Here is a 15881-nt window from a genome sequence, read left to right as displayed (position 1 = left end):
TGAGTGCGAGCTTGGGAGACAGACATCGGGTGCTAACGTCCGGTGTCAAGAGGGAAACAACCCAGACCGCCAGCTAAGGTCCCAAAGATTGGCTAAGTGGAAAACGAAGTGGGAAGGCTAAAACAGTCAGGATGTTGGCTTAGAAGCAGCCACCATTTAAAGAAAGCGTAATAGCTCACTGATCGAGTCGTCCTGCGCGGAAGATGTAACGGGGCTAAGCCAGTCACCGAAGCTGCGGATATATTTCTCGTGATTTATCACTTGATCTATATGGTAGGAGAGCGTTCTGTAAGCCTGCGAAGGTGTCTTGTAAAGGATGCTGGAGGTATCAGAAGTGCGAATGCTGACATGAGTAGCGATAATGCGGGTGAAAAGCCCGCACGCCGTAAGCCCAAGGTTTCCTGTTCAACGTTCATCGGAGCAGGGTGAGTCGGCCCCTAAGGCGAGGCAGAGATGCGTAGCTGATGGGAAGCAGGTTAATATTCCTGCACCGTCGTATGATGCGATGGGGGGACGGATCGCGGAAGGTTGTCTAGCTGTTGGAATAGCTAGTTTTTGACTCATAGAAGGTGCTTAGGCAAATCCGGGCACGTAATTCAAGGGGTCGAGACGAGTCGCCACGTGCGACGAATCAATCGGAAGTGGTTCCAAGAAAAGCCTCTAAGCTTCAGTCATACGAGACCGTACCGCAAACCGACACAGGTGGGCGAGATGAGTATTCTAAGGCGCTTGAGAGAACTCGGGAGAAGGAACTCGGCAAATTGGTACCGTAACTTCGGGATAAGGTACGCCCTAGTAGTTTGACCACTTTACTGTGGAAGGATGAACGGGTTGCAATAAAATGGTGGCTGCGACTGTTTAATAAAAACACAGCACTCTGCAAACACGAAAGTGGACGTATAGGGTGTGACGCCTGCCCGGTGCTGGAAGATTAAATGATGGGGTGCAAGCTCTTGATTGAAGTCCCAGTAAACGGCGGCCGTAACTATAACGGTCCTAAGGTAGCGAAATTCCTTGTCGGGTAAGTTCCGACCTGCACGAATGGCGTAACGATGGCCACACTGTCTCCTCCCGAGACTCAGCGAAGTTGAAATGTTTGTGATGATGCAATCTACCCGCGGCTAGACGGAAAGACCCCATGAACCTTTACTGTAGCTTTGCATTGGACTTTGAATCAATCTGTGTAGGATAGGTGGGAGGCTTTGAAGCGGGGACGCCAGTTCTCGTGGAGCCATCCTTGAAATACCACCCTGGTTCATTTGAGGTTCTAACCTTGGTCCGTTATCCGGATCGGGGACAGTGCATGGTAGGCAGTTTGACTGGGGCGGTCTCCTCCTAAAGTGTAACGGAGGAGTTCGAAGGTACGCTAGGTACGGTCGGACATCGTGCTAATAGTGCAATGGCATAAGCGTGCTTAACTGCGAGACCGACAAGTCGAGCAGGTACGAAAGTAGGACATAGTGATCCGGTGGTTCTGTATGGAAGGGCCATCGCTCAACGGATAAAAGGTACTCTGGGGATAACAGGCTGATTCCTCCCAAGAGTTCATATCGACGGGGGAGTTTGGCACCTCGATGTCGGCTCATCACATCCTGGGGCTGTAGCCGGTCCCAAGGGTATGGCTGTTCGCCATTTAAAGTGGTACGTGAGCTGGGTTTAAAACGTCGTGAGACAGTTTGGTCCCTATCTGCCGTGGGCGTTGGAAATTTGAAGGGGGCTGCTCCTAGTACGAGAGGACCGGAGTGGACGAACCTCTGGTGTACCGGTTGTCACGCCAGTGGCATTGCCGGGTAGCTAAGTTCGGAAGAGATAACCGCTGAAAGCATCTAAGCGGGAAACTTGCCTTGAGATGAGATTTCCCGGAGCCTTGAGCTCCTTGAAGGGTCGTTCGAGACCAGGACGTTGATAGGCTGGGTGTGGAAGTGCAGTAATGCATTAAGCTAACCAGTACTAATTGCCCGTACGGCTTGTCCCTATAACCTTGGTAGTCCAAGGTCGAGTACAGCTGCTCGATACAAAGGTTCCACCCCATCTTACTTCTTCCAGATTCATGGCCACGCTGAACAAAGCGTAGGGTGGGCGGCTGTGCCGCCCACGCGTAACTCAAGCGTAGCCAGACAAGTCAAAGCCTGATGACCATAGCAAGTCGGTCCCACCCCTTCCCATCCCGAACAGGACCGTGAAACGACTTTGCGCCGATGATAGTGCTGCAACCAGTGTGAAAGTAGGTTATCGTCAGGCTAGTTATATGAAAAACCCCGTCCAGTGATCTGGTCGGGGTTTTTTGCTTTCAGCCGCCGATCTCGATCAGCCTGTTCAGCAACCCTTCCGCCGAATCCGCGATGCGATCCAGACTCGCTTCACGCAGCTGCGCCGTGTCGACGACATGTTCGCTGCGCGAACCAGCCCATTGCAGCAGTGCGCCGCAGGCTTCCGGGTGATCGAACAGTCCATGCAGATACGTTCCCAGGATCTGTCCATCCGACGACACGGCGCCTTCGCCGCGACCGTCGATCGAAAATGCTGGCGTCTCCATGGCCGCGCCATGCGACACACCCATATGAATTTCGTAGCCGCTCACCCGGCTGGCGGTGCCGTCCACACTGAACGCACACACGCCCTCCACCCTGGTCAGCCGCTTTCCGCGCGTTAGTTCGGTCTCGATATCCAGCAAGCCGAGTCCCGCAGACAGTCCCTGCGCGCCTTCGACGCCATGGGGATCCTGGACGGTCCGGCCCAACATCTGGAATCCGCCGCACACGCCGATCACCTTGCCGCCATAGCGCAGGTGACGCGCGATCCGTTCAGGCCATCCATTCGCCTCCAGCCAGGCCAGGTCCCCGCGCGTATTCTTGCTGCCCGGGAGGACGATCAGGTCCGCGCCCGGAATCGCCTCTCCCTGCCGCACGAAGCGCAGGTCGACGTCCGGATGCGCACGCAGCGCATCGAAATCGGTGTGATTGCTCATGCGCGGCAGGCTGGGAACGACGACACGAAACGCGCCCTTGTTCGTTTGCGTCGCCTGCACCGCATCCTCGGCATCGAGGAACAGCCCGTGCAGATAGGGCAGCACCGCCAGCACCGGCTTGCCGGTCTGCCGTTCCAGCCACTCCAGCCCCGGCTCGAGCAGCTTGATGTCGCCACGGAAGCGGTTGATGACGAAGCCGATCACCCGATCGCGCTCCGACTGCGACAGGCAGGACAGCGTGCCAACCAGATGCGCGAACACACCGCCGCGATCGATATCCGCCACCAGCACCACCGGGCAGTCGACCGCCTCGGCAAAGCCCATGTTGGCGATGTCGCGGTCGCGCAGGTTGATCTCGGCCGGACTGCCCGCGCCCTCGACGATCACCGTTTCGTACTGCGCCAGCAGGCGCGCATGCGATGCGAGCACCGCCCCCATCGCCACCGGCTTGTACTGGTGATAGTCGCGCGCATTCATGTCGGCGCGCACCTGGCCATGGATGATGACCTGGGCGCCGACGTCGCTCGACGGCTTGAGCAGCACCGGATTCATGTCGGTATGCGGCTCGATGCCGGCGGCGATCGCCTGCAGCGCCTGCGCGCGGCCGATCTCGCCGCCATCGCGCGTCACCGCGCTGTTGAGCGCCATGTTCTGCGGCTTGAATGGCGCGACCCGGATGCCGCGCCGCTTGAGCAGGCGGCACAGCGCCGCGACCACCGTGCTCTTGCCGGCGTCGGACGTCGTGCCCTGGACCATCAGGGTCCGGTAGGGAAAGCCGCTCATTTGGATCGACGCTGGCGCGCCTGCTCGAGCACTTCGCACATCGCGGCCGTGCCCTGGACCATGCGCGGCCCCGCGCGATTGAGCAGGTGGCCGTCCAGCGTGAACAGGTTATTGCTGCGCACCGCGGCCAGGGTGCCATACGGCTTCCACAGTTCGACGCCGCCATAGTTCTTCTCGGCGGTGGCGATGATCGCTTCCGGGTTGGCCTGCAACACGCTCTCGATCGAGACGATCGGCGCCGTCACGGTCAGCTTGTCGAAGATGTTCTCGCCGCCGCACAGCTTCATCGCGTCGGTCAGGATGTGCTTTCCGCTCAGTGTATACAGCGGCTTGTCCCACACCTGGTAGAAGGTGCGCACCGTGGAACGGTTCGCATACTTCGCGCGCAGGCCGGCCAGCTGCTCGCGCAGCTGCGTCGCGGTCGTCCTGGCCGCGGCGTCGGTGCCCAGCAACTGGCCCAGGCGCAGCACGGCGTCGGGAATGCCGTCCAGCGTTTGCGGGTCGCTCTGGAATACCGGGACACCCAGGCGGCGCACCATCTCGATCTGTCGCTCCGAGCTGTTGTGGCGCCAGGCCACGATCAGGTCGGGCTTCAGCGAGATCAGGAGCTCCATGTCGATCTCGCGGTTCGAGCCGATGCGCGGGATGCGATTGGCCGCTTCGGGATAATCGCTGTAGTTGACCGCGCCGACGATCTGGTTGCCGCCGCCGGCCGCGAACAGCAGCTCGGTGACGCTGGGCGCCATCGATACTACCCGCAGCGCCGGCTTGGCGACGGTGACCGCCAGTCCCGCATCATCCCTGACCGTGATCGCGGCCTGGGCCTGGGCCGCCAGGCCAGCCGCGGCCAGACCAGCCAGGCCGGCCAGCAGCATCGCTTTCTTCATTGCTTGCTCCATTCGTGAAGTGCTTGTTCGAGGCGTTGCCATTCATCCTCGCCGGCAGGCAGGCCGACCCGGATGCCGCGCGCCGCATCGCGAAACAGCCGGCACCAGATGCCGTGCGCGGCCATGTGTTCATGAAAGGCTTCGGGCCGCGTCTCGGGCCACCAGCGAAACAGCGGCGTGCCGGCGCTGGCGATGCCGTGCTCCCGCAGCAGCCGTTCCATCCGTTGGCCAGACTGCGCCAGCCGGGCCTGCGTATTTCGCTGCCAGCCGGTGTCGGCCAGCGCCTGCAGCGCAATCTCCTGCGCCGGACCGCTGACGGCCCACGGCCCGAGCAGGTCAGCCAGGTCCGCCAGCACGCGCTCATGCGCCGCGACGAATCCCAGCCGCAGCCCCGCCAGCCCGAAGAACTTGCCGATCGAGCGCAGCACGATCAATCCCGGCTGCGCCGCGTGCGGCGCCACGCTCAGCGCGGGCGAAGTATCGCCGAAGGCTTCGTCGACCACCAGCCAGCCGCCGCGCGCATGCAGCCGCGCCGCCCAGGCGAGCAGGCGCTCGGGCACGATGGTCTCGCCGGTCGGGTTGTTCGGATTGACCACCACGACGACGTCGCTGCCATCGACCGCGGCGTCCAGTTCCGCATACGGCGCCAGCCGCCGCGTATGGCCGTGCAGGTTCCAGTGAAACGCGTGTTCCGCATACGAAGGCGCCGACACCGCGACGCGCGATGGTGGACGCAGGCGCGGCAGGGCCTGGATCGCCGCCTGCGTGCCGGCCACCGGCAGCAGTTGCGGCGCGCCGTAATAGGCGCAGGCCGCCGCGAGGAATTCCGGATCGGGCTCCGGCAGGCGATGCCAGGCCGCGCTCGACGGCGCCGGCGCCGGATAGCCATGCGGGTTGATCCCGGTCGACAGGTCGACCCAGTCATTGCGGCCATAGTGACGCGCGGCGTCGCGCAGGTTGCCGCCGTGTTCAAGCATGAGAAACTCCGACCGCCAGCAGGCAGACCACGCCGGCCCACAGCAAGGTGGTGCGCAGCACCAGCCGCCAGGCGCGCAGGATGTCACCCGCGCCGGCGGCAGGCCCGAGGCCCAGCGGCGGACGCTGTTCGACTTCGCCATCGTAGACGGCGGCGCCGCCCAGCGACACGCCCAGGGCGCCGGCGCCGCTGGCCATCACCGGCCCGGCGTTCGGGCTGCTCCAGGCCGGGGCCTGGGTGCGCCAGCAGTGCCAGGCGCGCGCGCGGCCGCTGCCCGCCAGCAGCACGTACGACAACGCGGTCAGGCGCGCGGGCACGTAGTTCAATGCGTCGTCGATGCGCGCCGCGCAGCGGCCGAACAGGTTGAAGCGCTCGCTGCGATAACCCCACATCGCATCGAGCGTGTTCGCCAGGCGGAACAGCACCGCGCCCGGTCCGCCCAGCAGGACGAACCAGAATAGCGTGCCGAACACGGCGTCGTTGCCGTTCTCGAGCAGCGATTCGGCGCTGGCCTTGGCCAGGTCGGATTCGTCGGCGTGCGCCGTGTCGCGGCTGACAATGCGCGCCGTGAGCGCGCGCGCCTGCGCCAGGTCGCCGGCGCACAGTGCGGAATGGATCGGCAGCGTATGGTCGCGCAGGCTGCGCAGGCCGATGCAGAAATAGAGCAGCACCGCATGCAGCCACAGGCCGGCAAGGTCGGCCAACGCCAGGAACAGCAGGCTCAGTGGCAGGACGGCGAGCATCCAGGCCAGGGCTCCACGCGCCAGGCGCGCCTGTCCACGATTGAGCCGGCGTTCGATCGAGCCGGCCAGCTTGCCGAAGCCGACCAGCGGATGCCAGCGCCGCGTCTCGCCCAGCAGCAGGTCGAGCGCGATGCCGGCGACGAGCAACAGCGCGATGGTGGACAGCGACAGGCCGGTCAGCACGGGAGACCTTTCAGGACAAGTGGCAGGCCGGCCGCCACCAGCACTGCGCGGTCGGCGCGCGCCGCCACCGCCTGGTTCAGGCGGCCGGCTTCATCGATGAAGCTGCGCGAGATCGCGCCCCAGGGCACGATGCCCATGCCGACTTCGTTCGACACCAGGATCAGGTCGCCCGGCAGCTCCCCGTCCAGCAAGTCCAGCAGCGCCGCGCGCTCCTGGTGGAAGCATGCCGGCAAGTCGATTGCGCCGACCTCGGGATAGTCGCGGCCATCGCAGAACATCAGGTTGCTGAGCCACAGCGTCAGGCAGTCGACCAGCACCAGGCGCTGCGGCGCGCACCAGTCGCGCAGCGTCTGCGCCAGCGCCAGTTCTTCCTCGACCGTCCGCCATTCGGGCGGGCGCCGCTCGCGGTGATGGGCGATGCGGGTGGCCATCTCGCCGTCGCCGGCGCGCGAGGTGGCGACATAGACGACCTCCTTGCCCGATTCGCGCGCGATGCGCTCGGCGTAGGCGCTCTTGCCCGAGCGCGCGCCGCCGAAGACCAGGGTCACGCTCACGGCTGCGCTCCGAACAGTGCCGCCACCGCACGCGGGTTGGAAGGGAAGTAGCCGTGGAAGTAGGACGCGAACAGCGAGCCGACCCGGTAGGCGGCTTCGCCTTGCGTGCCCGTCCTCTGCTTCACGGTATGTGCTTGCGGCGCGACCGGGGAGTCCAGCAATGAATAGTGGAAGGTATGGCCGCGAATCTCTCCCTGCGGCGTCGGCATCGCATGCATGCCCAGTCCTCCCAGGCGCTTCTGCATCCTGACTTCGCCCGCCAGCAACCCGGCCATCTCGAAGCGTCGTCCCTCGTTATCGGTCAGGCCATCGGCAAGCGCCATCATGCCGCCGCATTCGGCGACGATCGGCACGCCACGTGCGTGCGCGGCGCGGATCGAGTCGCGCCAGCGCTGGGCCGCCTGCAGCTGCGCGCCGTGCAGCTCGGGATAACCGCCCGGCAGATACACGGCGTCGGCATCGTCCGGCACCGCCTCGTCGGCCAGCGGCGCGAAATACGTGATGCGCGCGCCGAGCTGCCCGAGCAGGTCGATATTCGCCGGGTAGACGAAGACGAAGGCCGGATCGCGCGCGATCGCGATCGTGCGTCCCGCCAGCAGTGGCTCCACAGGCATCGGGACCGTGGCAGCAGGCGTCATGACGGGCAGCGCATCCCACGCCGCTTCATTGAAATCGATGCTGTCGGCCAGCGCATCCAGGATGCCGTCCAGCTCCTCGACCTCGCCCGGCACCACCAGGCCCAGATGACGCTCGGGCAGCGGCGCCTCCTGGCGGGCGAGAGTGCCGATCAGCGGGATGTCGCGCAGCGACTCTTTCACCATTGCCGCATGGCCGCTGCTGGCGATGCGGTTGGCAATCACGCCGGCCATCTCGACGGGGCCATAGTCGCGCAGGCCCTGCGCCACGGCGCCGGCCGTTTGCGCCATCGCCGACGCGTCCAGCACCGCCAGCACGGGGATGCCGAACTCGCGCGACAGGTCCGCCGCCGAAGGAGAGCCATCGTACAGGCCCATCACCCCCTCGATCAGGATCGCGTCCGCCTCGCGCGCGGCGTCAAGCAGGCGCTGGCGGCAGGCATCGACGCCCACCATCCACAGGTCGAGATTGTGCACCGGCGCGCCGCAGGCGCGTTCGAGCAGCATCGGGTCAATGAAGTCGGGGCCGCACTTGAACACCCGCACGCGCTTGCCCATGCGGACCAGCCGCCGCGCCAGCGCGGCCGTCACCGTCGTCTTGCCCTGGCCGGACGACATCGCCGCCACCAGGACGATACGGGCGCCCGTCACCATTCGGTCCCCGCCTGGGCCGTGATGCCGGCCTTGAACGCGTGCTTGACCACGTTCATTTCGGTGACGGTATCGGCCACCGCGATCAGTTCCGGCGGCGCGCCGCGGCCGGTAATCACCACGTGCTGCATCACCGGACGGTCGAGCAGGTCGGCGATCACGGTGTGCACGTCGAGGTATTTGTATTTGAGGGCGATGTTCAGCTCGTCGAGCACCACCATGCCGATCGCGGGATCGGACAGGAACTGCCGGGCCAGCGCCCAGGCTTCCTCGGCCTTGGCGATGTCGCGCTCGCGGTTCTGCGTTTCCCAGGTGTAGCCTTCGCCCATCGCATGGAAGCGCACTTCGTCGGGAAAGCGGCGCAGGAAGGTTTCTTCGCCGGTCGACAGGGCGCCCTTGATAAACTGGACCACGCCCACTTTCATGCCGTGGCCGAGCGCGCGCGCCACCATCCCGAACGCGCTCGAGCTCTTGCCCTTGCCGTTGCCGGTATTGACGATGACGATGCCGATTTCCTTGTCGGCCGACGCGATTTTTGCGTCGATGACCGCCTTCTTGCGCTCCATGCGGGCGCGGTGGCGGTCGTTCAGGGCGGCGGTTTGTTCGGGTGTCATGTCGGTCATGCGGTGCCCTCCTTGGGGATGAAGATGCGGCGGCCTCCGTGTTCGATCATGTCGATCGGATGGCCGAGGTAGTCGCCCAGCAGCGCCGGGCGCATGATCTGGTCGTTGGCGCCGGCGGTCCAGCGGCCGTCGCCCATGAGCAGGAGCACGTGGGTCGAGATGCGCGCGGCCAGGTTCAGGTCGTGGCCGATCATGACCACGGTCCGGTCCTGCTCGCGGCACAGGCGGGCCAGCAGGCCCATCACGCTCACCTGGTGCGCCAGGTCGAGCGCATTGGCCGGCTCGTCGAGCAGCAGCAGCGGCGTCTGCTGCGCCAGCAGGGCGGCGATCGCCACGCGCTGGCGCTCGCCGCCGGACAGGGTGCGCACGTCGCGCCCGGCCAGGTCGTCCACTTCCATCGACGCCAGCGCCTGCAGGGCGGCCTGGTGGTCGTCGCTGCCCTCCCAGTAGCGGTTGGCGTGGTAGGGGTGGCGCGCCGACAGCACGCTCTCGAGCACCGTGTAGGCGAAAGCGTCGTGGCGCGACTGGGCCAGGAAGGCGCGCTCGCGCGCCAGCTCGGTCAGCGGCCAGTCGGGTAGTGCGCGGCCGTTCACCTGGACCGATCCGCCGTTCGGCGGCTGCAAGCCGGCCAGGGTGCGCAGCAAGGTGCTTTTTCCCGCGCCGTTGCGGCCGATGATGCTCCAGCATTCGCCGGCGCGCGCGGTCCAGTCCAGGCCCCGCACCAGGGTGCGTGGGCCGATGGACAGCAGCAGGTCGTGGGTGGAGATGGAGTTCATTTGCGCAGGCGGTGCAACTGGTAGAGGAAGACCGGCGCGCCGATCATCGCCGTGATGGCGCCGACCGGCAGCTGCTGCGGCGCGATGATGGTGCGCGCCAGCGTATCGCACAGCACCAGGAAGGCGCCGCCGGCCAGCACCACGGCCGGGATCAGGACCCGGTGGTCGGGCCCGAAGGCGAAGCGGCAGGCATGCGGCACGATCAGGCCGACGAAGCCGATCGAGCCGGCGCTGGTGACCGCGCTCGCGGTGAGCAGGGCCGACACGAAGAACAGTCCCTTGCGCAGCGCGCCGACGCGCACGCCCAGCGTCACCGCATTCTCGGCGTGCAGCGCGACCATGTTCATGGCGCGCGCATTGCGCATGGCGTACACCAGGCAGCCGGCCAGCACCAGCCAGGGCGCCAGCCGCAGCGGCGCGCCGGCCAGGTCGCCGATCAGCCAGAAGATCATGCTGCGCAGGCGCCCCTCGGGCGCGATCGACAGCATCAGGGTCACGATCGAGCCGCACAGGGCCGAGACGATCACGCCGGTCAGGAGCAGCATCGAGGCGCCACCTTCGGCCGCCTGGCCGCTGCGCAGGTCGCGCCGCGCCAGCAGGTACAGCAACATCGCCACGCCGATGGCGCCGGCCAGCGCGGCGGCGTCGACCATCAGCGTGGACGCCATCAGGAGCAGCGCCAGCAGGGCGCCGACCGAGGCGCCGGACGAGACGCCCAGCACATACGGGTCGGCCAGGGGATTTCTCAGCAGCGCCTGCATCATGAGGCCGGCCAGGGCCAGCGCGCCGCCGGTCGCGAACGCCACCAGCGCGCGGCTGGCGCGCAGCTCGAGCAGGGAGGCGGAAAGCGAATCGGGCTGGCCGCTGGCGAGCTGGCGCAGGGCGTCGGGAATCTCGCCGAGAGGCACCCGGATCGATCCGGTCATGCCCGCGAACAGCAGGGTGGCAATCGAAAACGCCAGCATGGCGCCGACGATGAGCGTGGCGCGCTGGCGTAGCGGTGGGACGGATGCGTGCATGCTGGCCCTGTTGGTTTCGGACACCCGCGGCCTGGCTGCCGCGGGCAAGGGGTTATAGCTTAACGGATGCCGTAGCGCAGGGCCGCGAACCAGGTGCGGCCGCTGGTGCCGTAGTTACGCGCGATCTCGTACTGCTTGTCGGCGACGTTGTCCAGGCGCATCAGCAGCGACCAGTCGGGCGTGAACTGCCAGGTCGTGTGCAGGTTCAGCAGGCCGTGGCCGCCCAGGCGACGGTTGTTGGCGGCGTCGTCGAAGCGCTCTCCCGATACCGTCAGCTCGGCGCCGGCCTTGAGCGTGCCCATCGTGTAGTCGGCACCGAAACTGGCGTGCTTCTTCGCGCGGCGGGCCAGCTGCTTGCCGGTGGTCTCGTCGCGCGGATCCTGCCAATCGAGGCTGGCGCGCAGGTCGACACCCATCAGGCGCGTAGCACCGGCCAGCGAGAAGCCTTCGAGCTGGCCCTTGTTGACGTTGTAGGCGCAGCTGCGGTTGACGCCGTCCGGGCACGGGGTGCTCGACACGATCATGTCGGTCAGGCGGTTGTGGAAGTAGGTGGCGTCCAGCTGGTAGCCGTTGCCGTCGTAGCGCAGGCCCACTTCGCGGTTGCGGCCTTTTTCGGGCTTGTTGGTTTCCAGGCCGTAGCCGGGGAAATACAGCTCGTTGAAGGTCGGGGCGCGGAAGCTCGTGCCGACGCTGGCGGTGGCGCGCAGGCCGTTGCCGAAGTCGTAGCCATAGCCGGCGGCGCCGGTGTTCTTGCTGCCATAGACCGAGCGGTCGTGGCGCGCGCTGACGTCGACCAGGTGCTGGCCGCGCTTGGCCGAGTAGGCGGCGGCATACGAATTCGTGATGCGCGAGCGCTGCATCGTCGGCACCTCTTCCTTGCGGTGCGTGTACAGCAGCTGCAGGGTGTCCTGGCCGATGGCGATGTCGTTCTGCCAGCTGAACTCATCCTGCTGGGTGTCGATCTGGCTGGCGCCGGATGGCGTCGCGTTGGTGAAGTTGCCCGACTTGTCTTCCGAGCGCGCGTATTGCACCGTGCTGTGCCAGTTCGGCAGGATCTGGTTGCGCATGAAGACCGCGGCGGTGTTCAGGTCGTTGTCGCTGTGGACGTCGTAGTTGGCGGTGCCGCTGTCGTACTGGCTGTACAGGCGGCTGACCAGGAACTGGGCGCCGATCTCGTGGCCCGGCGCGAGCGCCATCGTCACGCGGCCGTTGGCGTTGCGGCGGCGGTAGCCGTCTTCGTCCGGGTTGTAGCCGGAGGCGCCCGGGCGGGTGGACGAAAAGCCGTCCGAGTCCTCGTAGCCGGCGCCGAAGGCGTAGCTGACGGCGTTCGGGCCGCCGCTGCTGCCGTAGATGCCGGCATCAAGCTGGCGGGTCGCGTTGCTGCCCACGCCAACCGAGCCGGTGACGACCGGGGCGCCTTCGCCCTTGCGGGTGAAGATCTGGATCACGCCGCCGATGGCGTCGGCGCCGTACAGGGTGCTGAGCGGGCCGTAGACGATCTCGATACGGTCGATGGCGCCCAGCGGGATCGCGTTCCAGCTGGCGGTGCCGGTGGTCGCCGAACCGAAGCGCACGCCGTCGACCAGGACCACGGACTGGTTGGCGTTGGCGCCGCGGATGAAGACGCTGGTGGTGGTGCCGGCCGGGCCGTTGCGCGAGATCTCGATGCCGCGCTGGCGGCGCAGGATGTCGGCCACCGAACCGGCGCCGGAGCGCGCGATCTCTTCGGCATCGATGACGGTGGTGTCGGCGATGACGTCGGCGGCGCGCTGCGCGGTGCGCGTTGCGGTGACGACGACGGTGTCGGCGGTAGGGATGGCGTCAGGCGAGGGTGCGTCGGCGACGGCGGCGGACGAGATGACGGCGAGGGCGAGCGAGACCGCGGCGGCTTGCCGGGTGACTGGAAAATTCATGAACTGTTTCTTATAAAGGGCAACCAGCCGACGTCCCCGTAGGCCAGATTGAACGGCATCGCGCGAGGCGACGCCACCTTTTGGCCGGTATCCGGGCTGACAAGTATGGCCGTCCGACCTTCCCATGCATGCGCACAGTGGTATGAGGGGACGGTTTGCCGCATGGCTCGAAGAGAGCATGCGGCACTTGCTTACCGTTGCGGGGGCAGCACACGTTGGCCCTTGAAAGGAGCTTCGTGTTTCCCGTTTAACTGCGACTGCGAACGCAGGCGCGAGCACCAAAACGCGCACATTATAAGGTGTTGTCCAAGGCGTTGTCAGGTTTCCAGCATCATCACTTCGCCGTAGCCGATCCGGTGTGGCGCCTGTGCAGCGCGCAGCGCGGCCTCGACCAGCGTGCCGCCGAGGTGCAGCGAATGCAGGAGGCGCATGGTGCCGGCGTGGCAGATGACCAGGGCTTGCGCGTGTCCGGCGCGCCGGATATCGGCATCGAAACCGGCCACGCGCGCGGCCACGTCCATCACGCTTTCGCCGCCGCCGGGGCGGTAGTGCAGCAGGTCGGCGCTCCAGGCGTCGATCTCGCTGCGGGGAATGTCGTCCCAGCTGCGCATTTCCCAGGCGCCGAAGTCCATCTCGGCCAGGCGCGCGTCGAATACCGGCGCCGGCGAGAGCTGCTCCGCCAGGACCGCGCTGCGGGCCAGCGGGCTGGCGTAGACGGGCATCGCGCCGGGCAGCCCCTGGCTCGCCAATGCGGCCAGCACCCGTTCGACGTCGGCTCGATCCGCCGCCAGGTCGCTGCGGCCGTAGCAGTGCCCGGCCGGCACCTCGGGCCGCGGATGGCGCACCAGGTAGAGGCGCATCAGGCCAGCACGCCGCGGCCGAGCGTGGCCAGCACCGCGATATAGACCGCCACTTCGGCCAGTTGCTGCACGGCGCCGAGGCAGTCGCCGGTATAGCCTTGCAAGCGCCGCGTGAACTTACGCGCGAGCCAGCAGGTTGCAACGAGGGACGCCACCAGCGCGGCGACGATCGCGGCCAGGTCGAGCAGGCCGCAGGCCAGCAGGCCGAGCGCGGGCAGCAGCACGGTGACGGCGGCGATGCCGAACTCGCGGTCGCTCATGCGCACCGCCAGCGGCTTGGCCTTGCCCTCGGCGCGGGCGTACTCCATCTGCCAGATCAGGGAAGTTGCGGCCAGTCGCGACAGCGGGTGAGCCAGCAGCAGGGCGGCCATGGCGCTGGCCGGCGGCAGGCTGGCAAGCAGGGCCAGCTTCGCGCCGAGCATGCAGACGATGCCGATCGCGCCATACGCGCCGACCCGCGAATCCTTCATGATCTCGAGCGCGCGTTCCTTCGTCATGCCGCCGCCCAGGCCATCGCAGGTGTCGGCGAAGCCGTCTTCGTGGAAGGCGCCGGTGAGGTAGATGGTGGCGGCGGTGGACAGCACGGCCGCCACTGGCGCCGGCAGCCAGTGCGCGGCCACCAGGTAGACGAGCGCGCCGATGGCGCCGACCACGACGCCCACCAGCGGGAAGTAGCGCGACGCATGGTTCAACCAGCTCGGCTCGAAACCGACCCAGCGCGGAATCGGCAGCCGCGTGAAGAACTGCAGCGCGATGAAGAACAGGCGCAGCTGGTGCGTCATGCCGAGCGTTCGCTCACTTGCGCCGAGGCGAAGGTGGCCATCTCGTTCAGGAAGTTGGCGCTGGCGTGCAGCAGGGGCAGGGCGAGCGCGCTGCCGGTGCCTTCGCCCAGGCGCAGGCCAAGGTCGAGCAGCGGACGGGCGCCGAGCTCCTCGAGCAGCAGGGCGTGGCCATGCTCGCCCGAACAGTGCGAAAACACGCAGTAGTCGAGGATGGCCGGCTGCAGGCGTGCGGCCACCAGCAGCGCGCTGGTGACGATGAAGCCATCGATCAGCAGCACCTTGCGCAGCTCGGCCGCCTTGAGCATGGCGCCGGCCATCATCGCGATCTCGAAGCCGCCGAAGGTGGCCAGCACCTCGAGCGGCTGCACGGCGTGGGTGTGACGGGCCACGCTTGCCGCGACCACGTCGGCCTTGTGGCGGATACCGTCGGGGGTGAGGCCGGTGCCGGCGCCGACGCAGCGCGCCACCGGCTGGCCGGTCAGCTTGTGCATCAGGGCGGCGGCCGACGTCGTGTTGCCGATGCCCATCTCGCCGAAGCCGACCACGGTGCCGGGGAGGTCGCGCGCCAGGGCCATGCCGTGTTCGAGCGCGGTCGCGCATTCCTGCGCCGTCATCGCGGGTTCGAGCGCGAAGTTGCGGGTGCCGTTGGCGACCTTGCGGTGCACGAGCCCCGCGCGTGCGCCGAAATCGTGGTTCACGCCGGCGTCGACCACGTGCAGGGCGCAGCCGTTCTGGCGCGCGAATACATTGATGGCCGCGCCGTCGCCCAGGAAGTTCTCGACCATCTGCCAGGTGACGTCTTGCGGGAAGGCGGAGATGCCCTCGGCCACGACGCCGTGGTCGGCGGCGAAGACCAGGATCGCAGGCTGGTCGATGCTGACCTTGGTCGAGCGCTGGATCAGGCCCAGCTGGGCGGCGAGCGATTCCAGTCGTCCGAGGCTGCCGAGCGGCTTGGTCTTGTTATTGATGGCGTCCGCCAGGGACCGGGAGAGGGCGGCGTCGGCGGTAGGGACGATCGTAGGAATCATATAAGGGTATGTAAGAGAAGGTCGCTGAATGCGGCGGCTAAGATATCACAATCGTAAACCTTGCAAGCCGGCCTCCGGCTTGCTATAGTCTCGCTCCTCGACGCAGACGCAGCCTCACGGTAGCGAAAGCGAAGAGAAAAAAGAGGTTGACGAACAATGAGAAACACTTCATAATCTCGCCTCTCTGCTGCTGACGAACACAACGCTTCAAAGCAAAATGCAGAAAGCAGTACCGAATTCTGATCTTTAAAAATTAACAGTCGATAAGTGTGGGCGTTTGATGAAGGTGCCGGCTGACTTGTTCAGCTGCATACTTAAAATATCAAATGTTCGCACAAAGTATTAAACGTTGCTTCAGCAATGAAGTGACGGTCAGTATTTTGAGTGAGCGACTCGGTAGCAATACCGATGACTCGAAAGAGTCAACAAACAGAGATTGAACTGAAGAGTTTGATCCTGGCTCAGATTGAACGCTGGCGGCATGCTTTACACATGCAAGT

The 15881-nt window shown here is 65.9% G+C and carries 13 protein-coding genes, 1 rRNA gene, 1 riboswitch and 3 other annotated features; of the genes, 1 reads left to right on the top strand and 13 read right to left on the bottom strand.

Features of this window, described 5'->3' with window-relative positions; translation table 11 throughout:
* Positions 1-276: a sequence feature (23S ribosomal RNA rRNA prediction is too short), on the top strand.
* Between the two features lie 72 nt (positions 277-348).
* Positions 349-1089 (top strand) — a sequence feature (23S ribosomal RNA rRNA prediction is too short).
* Position 1090: 1 nt separating this feature from the next.
* Positions 1091-1962: a sequence feature (23S ribosomal RNA rRNA prediction is too short), on the top strand.
* Between the two features lie 166 nt (positions 1963-2128).
* A 5S ribosomal RNA gene (gene rrf / locus HMPREF9710_RS25910) occupies positions 2129-2241 on the top strand.
* A 49-nt stretch (positions 2242-2290) separates the two neighbouring features.
* Here rrf and HMPREF9710_RS25905 read toward each other — a convergent pair.
* The 13 genes from HMPREF9710_RS25905 to cobT all read right to left on the bottom strand — a co-directional run bounded on the left by HMPREF9710_RS25905 (position 2291) and on the right by cobT (position 15381).
* Complete coding sequence (locus HMPREF9710_RS25905; RefSeq protein ID WP_005671454.1) at positions 2291-3751, bottom strand: cobyric acid synthase; 1461 nt, start codon at positions 3749-3751, stop codon at positions 2291-2293.
* A complete protein-coding gene (locus HMPREF9710_RS25900) occupies positions 3748-4638 on the bottom strand; it encodes a cobalamin-binding protein (RefSeq protein ID WP_005671452.1) in 891 nt (296 codons plus the stop codon). The genes HMPREF9710_RS25905 and HMPREF9710_RS25900 overlap by 4 nt, the downstream gene beginning before the upstream one ends.
* Positions 4635-5615: a threonine-phosphate decarboxylase CobD gene (gene cobD, locus HMPREF9710_RS25895; RefSeq protein ID WP_005671450.1), complete on the bottom strand. Its 981-nt coding sequence runs from the start codon at positions 5613-5615 to the stop codon at positions 4635-4637. The genes HMPREF9710_RS25900 and cobD overlap by 4 nt, the downstream gene beginning before the upstream one ends.
* Entirely contained in the window at positions 5608-6540 is a 933-nt protein-coding gene (gene cbiB / locus HMPREF9710_RS25890; RefSeq protein ID WP_005671448.1) for an adenosylcobinamide-phosphate synthase CbiB, read from the bottom strand. Before cbiB ends, cobD begins: the two co-directional genes overlap by 8 nt.
* The gene (gene cobU / locus HMPREF9710_RS25885; protein WP_005671446.1) at positions 6534-7094 is read right to left on the bottom strand and encodes a bifunctional adenosylcobinamide kinase/adenosylcobinamide-phosphate guanylyltransferase; all 561 of its coding nucleotides are present in this window, start codon (positions 7092-7094) and stop codon (positions 6534-6536) included. Before cobU ends, cbiB begins: the two co-directional genes overlap by 7 nt.
* Entirely contained in the window at positions 7091-8383 is a 1293-nt protein-coding gene (locus HMPREF9710_RS25880; RefSeq protein WP_005671443.1) for a cobyrinic acid a,c-diamide synthase CobB, read from the bottom strand. The genes cobU and HMPREF9710_RS25880 overlap by 4 nt, the downstream gene beginning before the upstream one ends.
* Positions 8377-9003: a cob(I)yrinic acid a,c-diamide adenosyltransferase gene (gene cobO, locus HMPREF9710_RS25875; RefSeq protein ID WP_005671439.1), complete on the bottom strand. Its 627-nt coding sequence runs from the start codon at positions 9001-9003 to the stop codon at positions 8377-8379. Before cobO ends, HMPREF9710_RS25880 begins: the two co-directional genes overlap by 7 nt.
* On the bottom strand, positions 9000-9779 hold the full coding sequence (locus tag HMPREF9710_RS25870; protein WP_005671436.1) for an ABC transporter ATP-binding protein: 780 nt from the start codon (positions 9777-9779) through the stop codon (positions 9000-9002). Before HMPREF9710_RS25870 ends, cobO begins: the two co-directional genes overlap by 4 nt.
* A complete protein-coding gene (locus HMPREF9710_RS25865) occupies positions 9776-10798 on the bottom strand; it encodes a FecCD family ABC transporter permease (protein WP_005671434.1) in 1023 nt (340 codons plus the stop codon). The genes HMPREF9710_RS25870 and HMPREF9710_RS25865 overlap by 4 nt, the downstream gene beginning before the upstream one ends.
* A 59-nt stretch (positions 10799-10857) precedes the next feature.
* The gene (locus tag HMPREF9710_RS25860) at positions 10858-12711 is read right to left on the bottom strand and encodes a TonB-dependent receptor domain-containing protein (RefSeq protein ID WP_005671433.1); all 1854 of its coding nucleotides are present in this window, start codon (positions 12709-12711) and stop codon (positions 10858-10860) included.
* A 65-nt stretch (positions 12712-12776) separates the two neighbouring features.
* Positions 12777-13009: riboswitch (cobalamin riboswitch) on the bottom strand.
* A gap of 19 nt (positions 13010-13028) precedes the next feature.
* The gene (locus HMPREF9710_RS25855; protein ID WP_005671431.1) at positions 13029-13571 is read right to left on the bottom strand and encodes a histidine phosphatase family protein; all 543 of its coding nucleotides are present in this window, start codon (positions 13569-13571) and stop codon (positions 13029-13031) included.
* Complete coding sequence (locus HMPREF9710_RS25850) at positions 13571-14353, bottom strand: adenosylcobinamide-GDP ribazoletransferase (RefSeq protein WP_005671430.1); 783 nt, start codon at positions 14351-14353, stop codon at positions 13571-13573. The genes HMPREF9710_RS25855 and HMPREF9710_RS25850 overlap by 1 nt, the downstream gene beginning before the upstream one ends.
* A complete protein-coding gene (gene cobT, locus HMPREF9710_RS25845) occupies positions 14350-15381 on the bottom strand; it encodes a nicotinate-nucleotide--dimethylbenzimidazole phosphoribosyltransferase (RefSeq protein ID WP_005671428.1) in 1032 nt (343 codons plus the stop codon). Before cobT ends, HMPREF9710_RS25850 begins: the two co-directional genes overlap by 4 nt.
* Between the last annotated feature and the right edge of the window lie 500 nt (positions 15382-15881).

The sequence above is a fragment of the Massilia timonae CCUG 45783 genome, assembly GCF_000315425.1.
Lineage (GTDB): Bacteria > Pseudomonadota > Gammaproteobacteria > Burkholderiales > Burkholderiaceae_D > Telluria > Telluria timonae.
Note: the sequence above shows the minus strand (reverse complement) of the source record. Positions and strands in the feature narration are given on the sequence as shown.

Bases quoted from the DNA above. Each gene is read 5' to 3' on its own strand.
- HMPREF9710_RS25905 (WP_005671454.1), bottom strand. From the start codon at position 3,751: ATGAGCGGCTTTCCCTACCGGACCCTGATGGTCCAGGGCACGACGTCC.
- HMPREF9710_RS25900 (WP_005671452.1), bottom strand. From the start codon at position 4,638: ATGAAGAAAGCGATGCTGCTGGCCGGCCTGGCTGGTCTGGCCGCGGCT.
- cobD (WP_005671450.1), bottom strand. From the start codon at position 5,615: ATGCTTGAACACGGCGGCAACCTGCGCGACGCCGCGCGTCACTATGGC.
- HMPREF9710_RS25880 (WP_005671443.1), bottom strand. From the start codon at position 8,383: ATGGTGACGGGCGCCCGTATCGTCCTGGTGGCGGCGATGTCGTCCGGC.
- cobO (WP_005671439.1), bottom strand. From the start codon at position 9,003: ATGACCGACATGACACCCGAACAAACCGCCGCCCTGAACGACCGCCAC.
- HMPREF9710_RS25870 (WP_005671436.1), bottom strand. From the start codon at position 9,779: ATGAACTCCATCTCCACCCACGACCTGCTGCTGTCCATCGGCCCACGC.
- HMPREF9710_RS25865 (WP_005671434.1), bottom strand. From the start codon at position 10,798: ATGCACGCATCCGTCCCACCGCTACGCCAGCGCGCCACGCTCATCGTC.
- HMPREF9710_RS25860 (WP_005671433.1), bottom strand. From the start codon at position 12,711: ATGAATTTTCCAGTCACCCGGCAAGCCGCCGCGGTCTCGCTCGCCCTC.
- HMPREF9710_RS25855 (WP_005671431.1), bottom strand. From the start codon at position 13,571: ATGCGCCTCTACCTGGTGCGCCATCCGCGGCCCGAGGTGCCGGCCGGG.
- HMPREF9710_RS25850 (WP_005671430.1), bottom strand. From the start codon at position 14,353: ATGACGCACCAGCTGCGCCTGTTCTTCATCGCGCTGCAGTTCTTCACG.
- cobT (WP_005671428.1), bottom strand. From the start codon at position 15,381: ATGATTCCTACGATCGTCCCTACCGCCGACGCCGCCCTCTCCCGGTCC.